Source organism: Pleionea litopenaei (genome assembly GCF_031198435.1).
Taxonomy (GTDB): Bacteria; Pseudomonadota; Gammaproteobacteria; order Enterobacterales; family Kangiellaceae; genus Pleionea; species Pleionea litopenaei.
The window spans coordinates 3,370,935-3,384,925 of record NZ_CP133548.1 but is presented as its reverse complement, the minus strand read 5'-3'; the positions used below and the strand labels follow the sequence as shown (position 1 = coordinate 3,384,925).

Below are 13,991 nucleotides of genomic sequence, written 5' to 3'. Positions count from 1 at the left end.
AATTGCGTTCCGATTGTCGCGCATTTTAACGATTTCGTGTATTTTAAAATAAAGTAAGATTTAAGAGCTCCATGATGACGGAACAAGCAGCCACACACAACTCAATGATTGAGCAACCCAAAGAATCCGAACAACAGCAATGTAAAAATTGTCACACGCCTTTGTCAGGCCCTTTTTGTCATCAATGTGGCCAACCGGATCGTTCCATTATTCGGTTTTTCGGAACCCTTATCCATGAATTACTCGAAGATATTATCAGTATCGATTCTCGCGCCGCGAGAACACTTTTCGCGTTACTGTTTAAACCGGGCTTTTTAACCAAAGAATATGTCGCTGGTCGCCGCTTTCGCTATGTACCTCCGCTCCGTCTATTTCTATTAACCAGCATATTCTGTATCTTTTTTATCTGGGTGCTGAATAAGACCACCGATGCACATCAAGTTCAAATTAACGGAGAGAATATTGTTGCTGGAGAAAAGATCAAAGAAAAGCAATATCAAGAAATTTTAAAAAGCCTTTCCGATAAACCCCTAGAAGAATTAAATGAAGAAGAGCGAGCAAAAGCGCGCAATAAACTCGATACCATTAATCGTGCAATGGCGTTAACCGGTCAAGAGCAATCATTCCCCATTCCTAAAGAGTTACTGACAGAACAAGAACGTAAAGAGCTTGCCAAGACGCCGCCTGACGTTAAACAAGTACCCAATGTCGAAAATACTGGCGTTGAGAAACAAGAGACAAGCTCATTACTCAATAATGACTCCAATCAACAAGGCGTGAACGAAACGGATCAAACTCATGCTAATGAATCCACCAAACCAAAAGACGAAGAAAATCAGAATGCTATAGAAGGCAACAGCAAAGACAAAGCCGTGCCTGAAGCTCCAGAGACGCCTAATACCAATGATATAGGCATCAATGTTGATGATGATAATGTAACGGTCAATTTTCCGTTTTTATCTGAAGAAGATAATAAGCAACTTTCAGAACGCCTGAAAACCAACATTAAAAAACTGAAAGATCCGGATGAGCGTGAAGATTTTTGGAGTGATATGTTAGAGGTGATTCCAAAGCTTATGTTGTTGTTGGTGCCCTTGTTCGCCATCGTTATGAAAATCAGTTACCCGTTTGCACGACGCTACTACATCGAGCATTTGATTCACGCGTTTCATGGTCATGCGTTTTTATTTTTAGCTATTTTACTTTCTTTATGGTTCGAAATTATCAATGACTCGTTGATTAGTTCCGATAATGGGTTGGTAAGGTTTATAGGCCATGGGTTTGGATTTCTTGAAGTAGCCATGCTGATTTGGATACCCATTTATTTTTTAATTTCGCTACGCGTCGTCTATCAGCAGAACTGGTTCTTAACGGTTTGGAAATGGTTCTTCCTAAGTCTACTGTATTTCATCATGGCGGCATTTAGTGCTACCGTCGCTCTCATCGTGGCGGTACTCTTGAACTAACCCATCTGAGGTTGAGCTAATCCAATTGACGTTGAAATACTGACGTTATACGAAGCAACCTCGTCTTAAACGAAAAAAGGCAAGGAAACCTTGAGTTCCTTGCCTTCTTGAATTTCTCGCAAATCCGTCGCATCGAAGCTTAGGATTGATATGTCGTTACGAAATCTTCTCACCAGCCGCTTGTTTGTCCGCATGATAAGAAGAGCGAACCATCGGGCCACTGGCCACATTAACGAAGCCTAGCTCTTCGGCAATTTGACCTAACTCTTTAAACTCCGCTGGCGTTACAAAGCGCTTAACGGGATGATGATCCTTACTTGGTTGTAAATACTGACCAATCGTCAACATATCGACATCGTGAGCGCGTAAGTCTTTCATCACTTCGACGATTTCTTCGTTCGTCTCTCCGAGTCCAACCATCAAGCCTGATTTGGTTGCTACCTTCGGATACAACGCTTTGTGCTTTTTTAGCAAGTCTAACGACCATTGATAGTCAGCTCCTGGACGAGCTTGACGATAAAGACGTGGTACTGTCTCTAAATTGTGATTAAAAACATCTGGCAAGCCTGCGCCTAATATTTCTAAAGCACGATCCATTCGTCCGCGAAAATCCGGGACCAAGGTTTCAACTTTGGTTTGCGGAGATTGCTCTCGAACCTGATTAACACAGTCAACAAAGTGTTGCGCCCCGCCGTCTCTAAGATCATCTCGATCAACGGAGGTAATAACCACGTACTTGAGTCCCATGCTGACGACCGAGTCGGCCAAATTCTTAGGTTCATCAGCGTCCGGTTGCAATGGGCGACCATGTGCTACATCGCAAAAAGGACAGCGACGTGTGCAAATATCTCCAAGTATCATAAACGTCGCCGTACCATGCCCGAAACACTCTGGCAGATTCGGACAAGATGCTTCTTCACATACCGTATGCAACTTTTTATTGCGCAGCATGTTTTTGATTTCTTGCACTTGGTTTCCACTGGGCAAACGAACGCGAATCCAATCAGGCTTACGCGGCATTTCTTCAGTAGGCTCGATTTTAATTGGAATGCGCGCAGTTTTATCTGCGCCACGTAACTTTACACCCGCCACTTTTTTAGCTGGTTTTTCAGACTTTAGGTTAACAGATGGGTTTTCACTCATAATAGGGTACTACTCCAAACCGACCAACGATTGAGCTTGGCGGTATTCTAGATTTTTCATAATATGGTTAACTAAAACCGGCGAGACTTTTTCTAAACTGTCGAAGCCGCCTTCAGTTTTAATATCGGTAACTTGCATTCCAGCATAACCGCAAGGGTTAATGCGATTAAAAGGACTCAAGTCCATATTGATGTTCAGCGCTAAACCATGAAACGAACACCCTTTACGGATTCTTAAGCCGAGTGAACAAATTTTTGCGCCACTTTCGACGTACACACCCGGCGCATCAGCGCGGGGGTGCGCAGCGATATTCATAGATTCGAGAGTATCAACCACAGCATCTTCAATGGCCGATACCAAATCACGCACGCCAAACTTTTTACGTCGCAAATCGATGAGAAAGTACACCACTTGCTGACCAGGTCCATGATAGGTAACCTGTCCGCCTCGGTCGACTTGAACCACTGGAATATCGCCTGGCGCTAAAATGTGTTCAGCTTTGCCCGCTTGCCCTTGCGTAAACACCGGCTCATGTTCCACTAACCAAATCTCATCGCTGGTGCTCTGATCGCGTTGATCAGTAAACGCTGACATGGCCTTCCACACCGGCTGGTAATCTTGACGTCCCAACTGCCGAACAACAAGTCGCTCAGTCAAGTCATCAGCGGGGGCAGTTTCCACTTCAATGGCTCCCATCAGAGACACATCTTTACATCGGGAATAGCTCGCACTTCGCGATACAATTGCTCTACCTGATCGCTAGAATGCAGAGTGAGATGAATCGTGATCGAAACGTAGTTACCCTTAGTCGACGGTGTTAATTGCGGAGCGTAATCGCCGGGCACGACATTCTGCACAACCGACAGAACCTCGATATCAATGTCAATACGATTGACAGCCATGGTCTTGAATGCGATTTGGCAAGGGAATTCCCAAAGTTCAGGGTTAATGCCAGAAGGCGTATCGGACTGACTCATAAGTTGCCTGTACCTAATTTCTTTTAAACAATGTCGCCATTATACAGCTTTTGCTTGTAAGCCATATAATACTCCGTTATCTGATGCCACATCGGGCCCGCCTGCCCATTGCCAATGGCTTGCCCATCAACACTAACCACAGGCTGTATCTCACGCATAGAGCTGCTGATCCAAACTTCATCGGCTTGCAACAAGTCATCAAGGGTGAATAACCGCTCACTTACTCTCAAGCCCTTCTCTCTCGCTATCTCTAAAATAAGTTCTCGGGTGATTCCACCTAAAATCCAATGACTTTCAGGGGCAGTCACTAGGCAGCCTTGTTGAACCATAAATAAATTAGAGGCTGATCCTTCGATGGCAAAGCCGTCACGAACCATTATAGCTTCATCGGCCCTTTGGTTTTCAGCTTGCTGACGCGCCATACAGTTAGCAAGAAGCGTTATGGCCTTAATATCGCAGCGTTGCCAACGCACGTCTTCGACTGAAATCACTTTCCGACCCGTCGCGTCTGGTTGTTGTGCAGCGCTGGGTAGAGGATTAACGGTGGCAAAACAGGTCACCTCGGTATTCGAAGGAAACCGATGATCTCGCTGACTGCTTTGCCCGCGAGTTACCTGCCAGTATAGACTCGCATTTTGCACGTTGTTTTTGCTAAGTAAGTTTGCACTCACTTCTTCTAAATCTTCTGGTAAATAAGACTTATCGATGAGAATTTCGGAAAGACTCCGGTTAAGACGACGAAGGTGTTGTGGCAGTCTAAACAATTGTCCTGCATAGACCGGAATCACCTCGTAAATCCCATCACCAAACAAAAAACCTCGGTCCATCACGGATACCGAGGCTTCTGCTAGTGGCAAATAGTCACCATTTAAATAGACGATGGACACACTCATTGCCCCTTGCAATATAACTTAAGAGAAGAGTTCACTAAACCAGCGACTGATGGCGTCGATCATACGCGAGAACCAGCCACCTTCGGCAACGTCTTCGAGCGCCACCATCGGTACCTTAGCCACTTCTTCGCCCTCTAACTCAAAGAAAATTTGTCCTACAACCTGCCCTTTTGCTAATGGCGCTTCGAGTTCATTTTCGACGACGTAGTTGGCCTTGAGTTGCTGACGTTTTCCACGAGGAATGGTTAAGTAGGTTTGCTCTAAAACGCCTAACGTCGCCTGTTCAACCTCTCCACCCCATACTCGAGCTTGATGCACTTGCGAATTGGCTGTCAAAGGCGATACCGTTTCGAAAAATCGGAAGCCATAAGTTAGCAACTTCTTACTCTCAATTTTACGAGCATCTTCACTGCTCGTGCCCATAACCACAGCGATCAAACGCATACCATCTTTTACAGCCGATGAAACCAAGCAGTAACCTGCAGCTTCTGTATGACCCGTTTTTACACCATCGACTTCGAGGCTACGATCCCAAAGCAAGCTGTTGCGGTTGTATTGTCGAATATTGTTGTAGGTAAACTCTTTCAACTTGTACAGTTCATATTCTTGCGGATAGTCTTTAATTAAAGCACGCGCTAAAATTGCCATATCTCGAGCAGTGGTTTGATGACCATCCGCCGTTAAGCCATGGGCGTTCACAAAATGCGTGTTGGTCATTCCCAACTTCTGAGCGTGCATATTCATTAACTGTGCAAAGGCATCTTCTGAGCCCGCAATGTGTTCTGCTAATGCAACACTCGCGTCACCACCAGAAGAGATAATCAGCCCCTTCAATAAGTCTTCGACCGACACCTGTTTATTGACTTCAATAAACATTTTTGACGACTCAGGGAAATTCTTCGCCCAAGCATTCTCGCTCACCGTTACCATATCGGTTAGCTGAATATTTCCTGCCGCCAACTCTGCTGAGACCACATAGCTGGTCATCATTTTTGTTAAGCTGGCTGGAGGAAGAGGGTTATCGGCGTTGTTTTCGGCGATCACATGCCCAGACTGATAATCCATTAAAATGTACCCATCGGCACCAAGTGCAGGAGGTGCTGGCGTTATCGCGACAACACGAGCGGTGATAGTGAGGGATAAAATCAGTAAAAATGCTGCAAACCGAGTCATGGTAGTCTTTTTTCCTAAAACTGAAAGTGTACGAGCGTTTGACGCCACTTAAATTTGACACTACTTAAAACTGAGCTTAAGCAGTCGACCGTAGAAAGCCTTCTAACGGCCCTAATTTAAACTCAACCTTGGTTGCTCAAGAGGCGCTTCAATTGGCAGTGACGTTACACACAACCAACCGAACGTTCAATTGGGGCGAATTGTAGCACAGCGAGCGCTTATGCTAAATGACCTAAGTAACGGTTAAAAGTTCCCAAAAATTGAATTAAAAACAGCGGATTAGAACTGCTCTAGTGCATATGCCGCTTCACTTTGCGACTTTCCATGATAATCGAGAAGAACCTAAGAGCGACGACATCAAGTTTATCGGCAGCGGCACTCTCAATCAGCCGCAGCAGGCTTATTCGAAGATCACCCGAGGCTTTCCAAGTGCGGGGATGGTCAAGGTTTCAACGAGACGATTCGCTTCATCAAGCGAGCTTATCGGACCAATTCGCACACGATGCAACAGCTTTCTATTCACTCTCACACTCGATAAGTTAACTTCCCAGGGTACTTGTTGTTTAATCGCCTGACTCAAGGTTTGCGCCTTTTCTTTGTCAGAAAAAGCACCCACTTGAACATAGGTCTGCTTATCGCTCGGTACGGAAGAAGGCCCCACTATTTCATGCGTACCTTGCGGCACAATAGTTTCAACTTCAACCTGAGTCGTGCCGAGATGATGAAACCCGAGCTTGACTGCCGCAGCATAAGATAAATCAATGATGCGGTCGGCTTTAAAGGGGCCTCGATCGTTTATTTTAACCACAACAGAGCGACCGTTCGCTAAATTAGTCACTCGAGCATAACTTGGAAGTGGCAAAGTTTTATGAGCCGCACTCATCGTGTACATGTCGTAAGGTTCTCCTGACGACGTTCTTTCTCCATGAAACTTGGTTCCATACCAACTGGCAATGCCTCGCTGTTTATAACCTGCGGCTGACTTTAAAATTTGATATCGAATGCCTTCGTGCTCATAAGATTCGGGATTTCCATAGCGACTTAAAGGCTCCACTCGCGGGACTGCATCGGGGACTTGTGAAACATCAACCGGCTTAGATGGTCCACTATCTTTTACTTCAAACCAACTACAAGCATTGATGAGTAAACATAATAGAAGCAGTGAAAATGTCTTAGCTGTATAAGAAAAGTGCTTCATCATAACGTTAGTTCATCCAATAAGACTGAGCGCGCCGCGCCTTAACTTCTTGACTAAACTGATAAACCGCTAACGCGTACAAAGGGCTACGGTTATATCGAGTGATGACATAAAAGTTATCAAATATCACCCAGTGCTGTTTCTCATTATCTGGCATTTCAAAATCAACAATTCCCGCGGCTTGTTCATCGAGCGTTTGAACTGGCCAATTAAACCCTGCAGACTTAAGATTTCCAGCGGTCGCTTTTGGCTTATAACGCTCTGGAAGAAAAGCGTCTTGCATCGTTCCTAATGCCGTTAATTGGTAAGCAACCGGTTCTGCCCAGCGCCATTTATGGACGCGAAAATAATTAGCAACACTTCCGATCGCATCGACAGGATTATTGAATAAATCAATTTTTCCGTCGCCATCGAAGTCGACGGCAAATTCGCGATAACTTGTCGGAATAAACTGTCCCATGCCCATTGCGCCAGCATAAGATCCTTCTGGCTCTAGAGGATCCCATTGTTGCTCTTGCGCTAAAATTAAATATTGCTCTAACTCTCCGCGAAAAAACTTCCCACGTTTTGGATAGTGAAACCCTAGCGTATACAGAGCTTCCATGACTTTAATATTGCCTTTTATTTTGCCGTAAAAGGTCTCAACTCCGATAATGCCAACAATAATAGAAGCAGGAACTTGAAACGTCGATTCCGCCCGCTGAAGCTCAACTTGGTAGTCATTCCAAAACTTTATTCCCGCCTTAATGCGCGCCTCTCGCACAAATATTTTTCGATATTCGTGCCAAGGTTTCCCTTCAGCCGGCGTGTTCATTAAATCAATGATGCGTTGGTTTTTCTGCGTTTTATCAAATAAGTCTTTTAACCACACAGGATCCATCTTGTGCTCTTGCACCATGCGCTGCATGAATTGTTCTGGGGTTTCTTCAACTTCATCAGAAGCAAGTAATGAGCTACAACTGAACACGACGAAACCAAAGAACAGTGATAACTTTTTAACAATATTCAACACGCCATCTCCTTAACTCAATGACTTTGCAATTCCAACTAGTTAGAAACCAATTTACGGTGAGTATGAATTGACATTAACATGCCAAAACCGGCCATCAAGGTAACCATCGATGTCCCCCCGTAACTCACCAAAGGTAAAGGTAAACCTACCACGGGTAACAAACCGGTTACCATGCCAATGTTCACAAATAAATAGATAAAAAATGTTAGTACAATGGCGCCCGATAGAAGTCGCGAGAAGGTTTCTTGAGCTTGCATGCCGATGTACATTCCTCGAGCAATCACGAGTAAATACATGACCAGCAGCAAGATAACACCCACCAAACCAAATTCTTCACCCAATACGGCAAAAATAAAATCCGTCGAACGTTCTGGTAAAAATTCTAATTGCGATTGAGTCCCTTCTAGCCAACCTTTGCCACTGGTTCCCCCTGAACCAATCGCAATCTTCGATTGTATAATATGGTACCCACTTCCCAACGGATCTCGTTCAGGATCCAAATAAACCAAGACTCGCTCGCGCTGATATTCTCTCATTACAAAAAACCAGTGAACTGGCGCGTACACAATACCCGCAATTCCGAAACTAAAGATCAACTTCCAACTGACACCCGACAAATAAATCGCAAAAATTCCTGAGCTCGCGATCAGTAAGCTGGTTCCTAAATCCGGTTGCATCAGTATTAGCAAAGTAGGAACAAACACTATTACAGCTGCAATCAACAGTTCTCGCTTCTTCGAAGGTAAAACTCGCTGACTAAAAAACCAAGCGACCATTAAAGGAACGGCTAACTTCATCATCTCTGATGGCTGAAACCTAAAGCTCCCTAGCTCTAACCATCGTTGCGCTCCCTTTCCTTTGTCGCCAAATAACAACACCGCAAACAATAATAATATGCCCGCAGTGTATAAGGCAGGCGCCCACTTTTCGTAGAATCTCGGGGGCAACTGCGCCATAACAAATAACACAACAAATCCCATACCAAGCCGCGTTACCTGTCGATACATTAAAGCTTCGCTTTTTCCACCGGCGCTGTACAAAACCATCAAGCCGAAGCCTATGACGATCAACAAGCATAGCAACAGAGGAATGTCGATATGCAATCGCCATGCGAGTGACTGTCGTTCTTTATGAGTGTGACTACGAACGCTCATGGTTTGTCATTCTCGGTTGTTGAACTCAATAAGTACTGATCGATAACTTTGCGTGCAATTGGCGCTGCATTAGAGCCTCCGCCCCCTGCGTTTTCAACCACCACTGCGACGGCTATGGTAGGATCATCAAAAGGCGCATACCCAATATAGAGCGCATTATCGCGTAATCGTTCCGCTAAATTTTCAGCTTCATACTCTTCATCTTCACCCAGTCCGAACAACTGCACGGTTCCGGTTTTTCCGGCTGATAAATAGGGTGCATCGGCAAAAGCGCTACGCGCCGTTCCAATCACTCGATTGTGATTAACCTCTTTCATGGCATTTTGGATGCGTTTAAAATGTTCGCCATCTCCGATATCAACTTGCAGCTCAGCGAGACTCGGAGCGACTAGACGGCGCTCACCGTTCGAACCAATTGCGCCCACCACGTGCAATTGGTAACGCACGCCGTTATTCGCGATAACTGCGGCGGCATTGGCAATTTGTAATGGCGTCGCTAACCAATAGCCTTGTCCTATACCAGTAATAACCGTTTCGCCGGGAAACCAATGCACTCTTCTCGCGCCTTGTTTCCATTCTCGACTCGGCATCAACCCGGGCACTTCCTCTCCCATATCGATTTGAGTCAATGAACCAAAACCGAATTGCTTCATCGTGTCTGAAATTCGATCGATTCCAAGTTTGTACGCTAAGTCATAAAAAAATGTATCACATGATTCTATGATGGCTCGGCGATAGGATATATTTTTACCGTGCCCCCATTTTTTCCAATCACGATATCGTCGCTTTTCATCATTGGGTAAGAAGTAGACGCCATTATCATCAATGGAGTAGTTCGGTGAGATCGTTTTACTCTCTAAACCCAACCAAGCAATGTGCGGTTTTATCGTTGAACCAGGCGAGTACTGACCACGCAGCGCTCGATTGAACAATGGTCTGTCTTCATTGAGTAACGCTTTATAATCTTTACTTGAAATGCCGGTGACAAATAAATTTGGATCATACCCCGGAGTTGACACCAGCGCTAACACGCCACCTGTTTTGGGATCAATAGCAACCACGGCTCCGCGCTGTCCTTTCAGTGCATTAAATGCCGCTAACTGAAGAGGTAAATCCAGTTCCAAATGCAGATCGACACCCGCTACTGGATCTTGCTGTTCTAGCACATCGAGCACTCTTCCTTGAACATCTGACTCAACTCGTTGACTCCCAATCACTCCGTGCAATTCGGTTTCGTAAAATTTTTCAATGCCAACCTTTCCAATATGACGGGTTGCTCGATAGTTTTGTGCATCGATCGTTTGTAACTCTCGATCATTTATTCGTCCAACGTAACCTAGTGCATGCACCAATACTTCGCCATAGGGATAAAATCGAACTAAACGAGCTTCGACGCTCACCCCCGGAAACCGATGACGGTTAACCGAAAAAACAGCGACTTCTTTCTCATCGATTTTTGATTTGATGGGTATTTTTTTAAACCGTTCACGAGTTCTTTGTAGTTCTTTATAAAAACGCTCTCGATCATCGGCATCAATGGCTAATATTTTTGCTAGCTCATCGATGGTTTGATCGATGTCTTTAATTTGTTCAGGGACCAGCTCTAACGAATAAACCGAACGGTTTTCAGCTAATATAATGCCATTTCTATCGTAGATAAGCCCTCGCGTGGGAGCAACCGGCAAAACGCGAATTCGATTGTTATCTGACTCAGTGCGATACTTTTCATATTGAGAAACTTGAAGCTCTGCCACCCAAGTGATCAATAGAATCATCAGAGAAACAACAAAGACTAAACTCACCATCATACGATTACGATAGATTGCAATTTCTTTGAACTGATTTTTCAAAGTTACCTTTCGCGATAACATATTCAGCTATTATTCTCGATGGTATGGATGATTGACGGTCACGGTCCATGCACGATACAAAGCTTCCGCAACAACAATTCGAACGAGTGGGTGAGGTAAGGTCAACCCTGATAACGACCACTTTTGGTTGGCTTGTTGGCGTAACTCAGGAGTTAACCCTTCTGGTCCTCCAACCAACAATGCAATATTTCTTCCCATGTCTTGCCAGCGAGTCATTTGTTGCGCCAATTGTGGCGTTGACCAAGACTTCCCTTCTACATCAAGTGCGACCACCCAGTCACTGGATTGAATGGCTTGTGAAATAGCCTCCGCTTCTTTCGCCATAATACGAGCGATATCGGCTTGCTTGCCTCGCTTTGCTGCATTGATTTCAATCAATTCCAAGCGACATTCACGAGGCATCCGTCGAGCATACTCTTGGTAACCAGCTTCCACCCACGAAGGCATTTTTTGCCCAACGGCAATAAGACGAATGATCATGAAGACAAGTCGTTGCTCCACAACCTTTCGATTTGATAATAATCTCGTACATTGGCCTGCATAACATGAACAATCGCATCACCAAAATCAACCAATACCCATTCTGAAGTGTCTTCGCCTTCAACACCGATGGGTTGCTTACCCTGCTCTTTGGCTTTTTGCACTAACTGCACCGCAATTGATTTAACATGTCGAGAAGAGGTGCCAGAGCAGACGATCATATAGTCAGTGATTGGGGTTTTATCTTGTACATCAATCACATTAATATTCTGTGCTTTAGCATCTTCAAGTTGTTCTATCACAAATTCTTTTAAAGCTTCACTGTCCATTCATTTACCTTGGGTTATGTATAAACCGTTAGCCGATATATACTCTAAGACTACATCGGGTAATAAAAACCGACAAGAATGTCGATGTTCAATCTGCTCTCGTATATACGAGGACGAAATGTCCAACAGTGGAGTTTCATATCTGAACACTCCGCCACCGGCTTGTAACTTTAACGCATGAATTGAATCATGCCAGATTATTGGCCAGGTCGATGAGATTTCTCGCAAATTTGACGATTCGCCCCGCCTAGCCACAATAATGATATTGACCCGACCTAACAATGATTGCCACTCATACCAGGTCGCTAAGCCAGCAAAGGCATCATCTCCCATAACTAAGTACAGTGGTCGTTCGGGTTCTTCTTGCTCAATCTCACTGACGGAAAGCCAAGTGTAGGAGGTTCCACTGCGATTTATTTCTCGCGGGTCAACGGTAAGATGAGCGTAATCTCGCGTCGCCAATTGTAACATAGTTAGACGGTCCGACGCGGATACTTTTGGCGCTACGCGGTGCGGCGGAGTCGCACATGGCATCAACCGTATTTCGGCTTCAGGAAACAGGTTATGGATGTCTTCTGCTAACCGAAGATGGCCATAGTGAACGGGGTTAAACGTTCCCCCAAAAACCACCAATGGTTGCCTAAGATTACTCATTAGGTTCGGCTCATAGCAAAGATAAAAGGCTTACTTATCAGTGATGTTTCGACCATCATTCACCGCAGTTTTGTACGCGCCTGACGACTCACAGCACGCGACGCCAAATAGATTGACCGCCCATGAGCAATAAACAAGTTAAGAGCTCATCCCAAACGTTTCCTACTTCACTGCCTTTGGCCAGCTTATCAAGGTGTCCGCAGCGGCTGACGATGCGTTCCCATACCCCGAATGGCACTCGATTAAGAGCCCCGGTAATTAACCTCGAGCGATTACTCCAGACTCGATATTGCTTCAAGACCTCACTCATGGAGTCTCCTTGTCGCAACTGATAAGACATCTTCAAAAGATTTCGCGCCTCTCGGTACACGGTGGCCACTAAAATAACCGGAACGACGCCCTCAGCCTGAATGAGCTCTATCATCCGTCGAGTTTTAGCCACCTCGCCCGATAACGCGCTATCAATCAACTCAAATACATTATATCGGGCATTGTCAGCAATGGTATCTAACACTTGCGGCGCATCTACCGTCTCTTGTTCACACAGCAGCTGCAATCGATCAATATCTTGCTTTGTTGCCAGTAAGTTGCCTTCGGAGCGCTCAACTAATACGCTGACCGCAGCATCCGTCAGTTTTAATCCCGAAGCTTGAGCTCGTTGTTTAATCCATTGCGGCAGTTGATATCCAGCAACGGGCCAAATTTGAACCACTGTCCCCTGACTATTTAACGCCTTGACCCAGGCCGAGTTCAGTTGGCGTTTATCTAACTTCGGGCAAGAAACCAATAGCAATGTATCTTCGTTTAAACGGCTAATTAATTCCTTTATCTGCTCTTGTTGCGCCTTATCTGGGAGTTTATCGAAGCGCAACTCAGTAATTTTTTTCTCAGCAAATAAACTTAAGTTGTCAGCGTCTGAGTGAACTTGGTTAAAGTCAAATTGCTTCGTAACATCGAAAACGTGGCGCTCGGTGTACCCTTGCTCTCGTGCGGCGGCTCTAACCGTATCTTGTGCTTCCATGAGCAACAAAGGTTCATCACCCGTCAACAGATAACTCTGACTCAAAGAAGAGATGGCACTCGACAGTTGTTCCGCTTTAATAATCAAGTATCACTCCGCATTTGTCCGCAGCTGGAATAAAATACGCTCGATGATTTCTTGACGCATCTCAACCAACAGGGCCCGCTCTCGGTGGTCAGCAGCTAATAACTGATCATTATTGTACCAATAAGAACGTTGCGAGCTCGCTCGCAACGTCTTCAGTTCAGTATCGTTGATTTGGTTTTGCTCTGGGCTAACATGGTCAATGCGATAAGTGAGTAAAAGCTGAATATCAAACTCTGTCGCCCGCCCTACCGCGTTACGAGTGACGGCTCGACGTTGCAAGTCTTCAGAAATGAGTACGACTTGCACCGAAGCATCAATCGCAGGAACCACTTGCACCTGTCGTTGCTGTAACTGCGCCACCAATTGGTTTCGCAAAAAGTACAACTCGTTAGGCGCTGAAACGGCCACGTTATTCTTGAGCTCGCCGAGACTCTGGCTCTCGCCGGCTAACTTAAAGCCGCAACCACTCAGAATTAACCCAAAGGTGAAACCCACGAAGACTTTTAAGAATACGTTTAAAGTCGCCAAAACAG

The 13,991-nt window shown here is 45.2% G+C and carries 15 protein-coding genes; 1 reads left to right on the top strand and 14 read right to left on the bottom strand.

Annotated elements, in window-relative coordinates; all coding sequences use genetic code 11:
• Positions 1 to 71 precede the first annotated feature (71 nt).
• Positions 72 to 1,466, top strand: coding sequence for a DUF3667 domain-containing protein (locus Q9312_RS15230; protein WP_309201717.1), 1,395 nt, complete (start codon positions 72 to 74; stop codon positions 1,464 to 1,466).
• Positions 1,467 to 1,622: 156 nt separating this feature from the next.
• Here the strand turns inward: Q9312_RS15230 and lipA are convergent, their stop codons facing one another.
• The 14 genes from lipA to Q9312_RS15160 form a co-directional block, all read right to left on the bottom strand.
• A complete protein-coding gene (gene lipA, locus Q9312_RS15225) occupies positions 1,623 to 2,609 on the bottom strand; it encodes a lipoyl synthase (RefSeq protein WP_309201716.1) in 987 nt (328 codons plus the stop codon).
• 9 nt (positions 2,610 to 2,618) lie between these two features.
• Positions 2,619 to 3,305: a lipoyl(octanoyl) transferase LipB gene (lipB, locus tag Q9312_RS15220; RefSeq protein WP_309201715.1), complete on the bottom strand. Its 687-nt coding sequence runs from the start codon at positions 3,303 to 3,305 to the stop codon at positions 2,619 to 2,621.
• Positions 3,305 to 3,586, bottom strand: a complete 282-nt coding sequence (gene ybeD, locus Q9312_RS15215; protein ID WP_309201714.1) for a DUF493 family protein YbeD — start codon at positions 3,584 to 3,586, stop codon at positions 3,305 to 3,307. Before ybeD ends, lipB begins: the two co-directional genes overlap by 1 nt.
• A 23-nt stretch (positions 3,587 to 3,609) precedes the next feature.
• The gene (locus tag Q9312_RS15210) at positions 3,610 to 4,479 is read right to left on the bottom strand and encodes a D-amino acid aminotransferase (RefSeq protein WP_309201713.1); all 870 of its coding nucleotides are present in this window, start codon (positions 4,477 to 4,479) and stop codon (positions 3,610 to 3,612) included.
• Between the two features lie 18 nt (positions 4,480 to 4,497).
• Positions 4,498 to 5,652: a D-alanyl-D-alanine carboxypeptidase family protein gene (locus Q9312_RS15205; protein WP_309201712.1), complete on the bottom strand. Its 1,155-nt coding sequence runs from the start codon at positions 5,650 to 5,652 to the stop codon at positions 4,498 to 4,500.
• A 400-nt stretch (positions 5,653 to 6,052) separates the two neighbouring features.
• The gene (locus tag Q9312_RS15200) at positions 6,053 to 6,853 is read right to left on the bottom strand and encodes a septal ring lytic transglycosylase RlpA family protein (protein WP_309201711.1); all 801 of its coding nucleotides are present in this window, start codon (positions 6,851 to 6,853) and stop codon (positions 6,053 to 6,055) included.
• A gap of 4 nt (positions 6,854 to 6,857) precedes the next feature.
• Positions 6,858 to 7,862: a lytic murein transglycosylase B gene (gene mltB / locus Q9312_RS15195; RefSeq protein WP_309201710.1), complete on the bottom strand. Its 1,005-nt coding sequence runs from the start codon at positions 7,860 to 7,862 to the stop codon at positions 6,858 to 6,860.
• A 35-nt stretch (positions 7,863 to 7,897) separates the two neighbouring features.
• Entirely contained in the window at positions 7,898 to 9,016 is a 1,119-nt protein-coding gene (gene rodA, locus Q9312_RS15190; protein ID WP_309201709.1) for a rod shape-determining protein RodA, read from the bottom strand.
• Positions 9,013 to 10,866, bottom strand: a complete 1,854-nt coding sequence (mrdA, locus tag Q9312_RS15185; protein ID WP_309201708.1) for a penicillin-binding protein 2 — start codon at positions 10,864 to 10,866, stop codon at positions 9,013 to 9,015. Before mrdA ends, rodA begins: the two co-directional genes overlap by 4 nt.
• 30 nt (positions 10,867 to 10,896) lie before the next feature.
• Positions 10,897 to 11,367, bottom strand: a complete 471-nt coding sequence (rlmH, locus tag Q9312_RS15180; RefSeq protein WP_309201707.1) for a 23S rRNA (pseudouridine(1915)-N(3))-methyltransferase RlmH — start codon at positions 11,365 to 11,367, stop codon at positions 10,897 to 10,899.
• The gene (gene rsfS, locus Q9312_RS15175) at positions 11,364 to 11,696 is read right to left on the bottom strand and encodes a ribosome silencing factor (RefSeq protein WP_309201706.1); all 333 of its coding nucleotides are present in this window, start codon (positions 11,694 to 11,696) and stop codon (positions 11,364 to 11,366) included. Before rsfS ends, rlmH begins: the two co-directional genes overlap by 4 nt.
• On the bottom strand, positions 11,697 to 12,350 hold the full coding sequence (gene nadD / locus Q9312_RS15170) for a nicotinate-nucleotide adenylyltransferase (RefSeq protein WP_309201705.1): 654 nt from the start codon (positions 12,348 to 12,350) through the stop codon (positions 11,697 to 11,699).
• 88 nt (positions 12,351 to 12,438) lie between these two features.
• On the bottom strand, positions 12,439 to 13,458 hold the full coding sequence (gene holA / locus Q9312_RS15165) for a DNA polymerase III subunit delta (RefSeq protein ID WP_309201704.1): 1,020 nt from the start codon (positions 13,456 to 13,458) through the stop codon (positions 12,439 to 12,441).
• Positions 13,459 to 13,461: 3 nt separating this feature from the next.
• Positions 13,462 to 13,986, bottom strand: coding sequence for an LPS-assembly lipoprotein LptE (locus Q9312_RS15160; protein WP_309201703.1), 525 nt, complete (start codon positions 13,984 to 13,986; stop codon positions 13,462 to 13,464).
• Positions 13,987 to 13,991: the final 5 nt, after the last annotated feature.

Bases quoted from the DNA above. Each gene is read 5' to 3' on its own strand.
- Q9312_RS15230 (WP_309201717.1), top strand. From the start codon at position 72: ATGATGACGGAACAAGCAGCCACACACAACTCAATGATTGAGCAACCC.
- lipA (WP_309201716.1), bottom strand. From the start codon at position 2,609: ATGAGTGAAAACCCATCTGTTAACCTAAAGTCTGAAAAACCAGCTAAA.
- lipB (WP_309201715.1), bottom strand. From the start codon at position 3,305: ATGGGAGCCATTGAAGTGGAAACTGCCCCCGCTGATGACTTGACTGAG.
- ybeD (WP_309201714.1), bottom strand. From the start codon at position 3,586: ATGAGTCAGTCCGATACGCCTTCTGGCATTAACCCTGAACTTTGGGAA.
- Q9312_RS15210 (WP_309201713.1), bottom strand. From the start codon at position 4,479: ATGAGTGTGTCCATCGTCTATTTAAATGGTGACTATTTGCCACTAGCA.
- Q9312_RS15205 (WP_309201712.1), bottom strand. From the start codon at position 5,652: ATGACTCGGTTTGCAGCATTTTTACTGATTTTATCCCTCACTATCACC.
- Q9312_RS15200 (WP_309201711.1), bottom strand. From the start codon at position 6,853: ATGATGAAGCACTTTTCTTATACAGCTAAGACATTTTCACTGCTTCTA.
- rodA (WP_309201709.1), bottom strand. From the start codon at position 9,016: ATGAGCGTTCGTAGTCACACTCATAAAGAACGACAGTCACTCGCATGG.
- rlmH (WP_309201707.1), bottom strand. From the start codon at position 11,367: ATGATCATTCGTCTTATTGCCGTTGGGCAAAAAATGCCTTCGTGGGTG.
- rsfS (WP_309201706.1), bottom strand. From the start codon at position 11,696: ATGGACAGTGAAGCTTTAAAAGAATTTGTGATAGAACAACTTGAAGAT.
- nadD (WP_309201705.1), bottom strand. From the start codon at position 12,350: ATGAGTAATCTTAGGCAACCATTGGTGGTTTTTGGGGGAACGTTTAAC.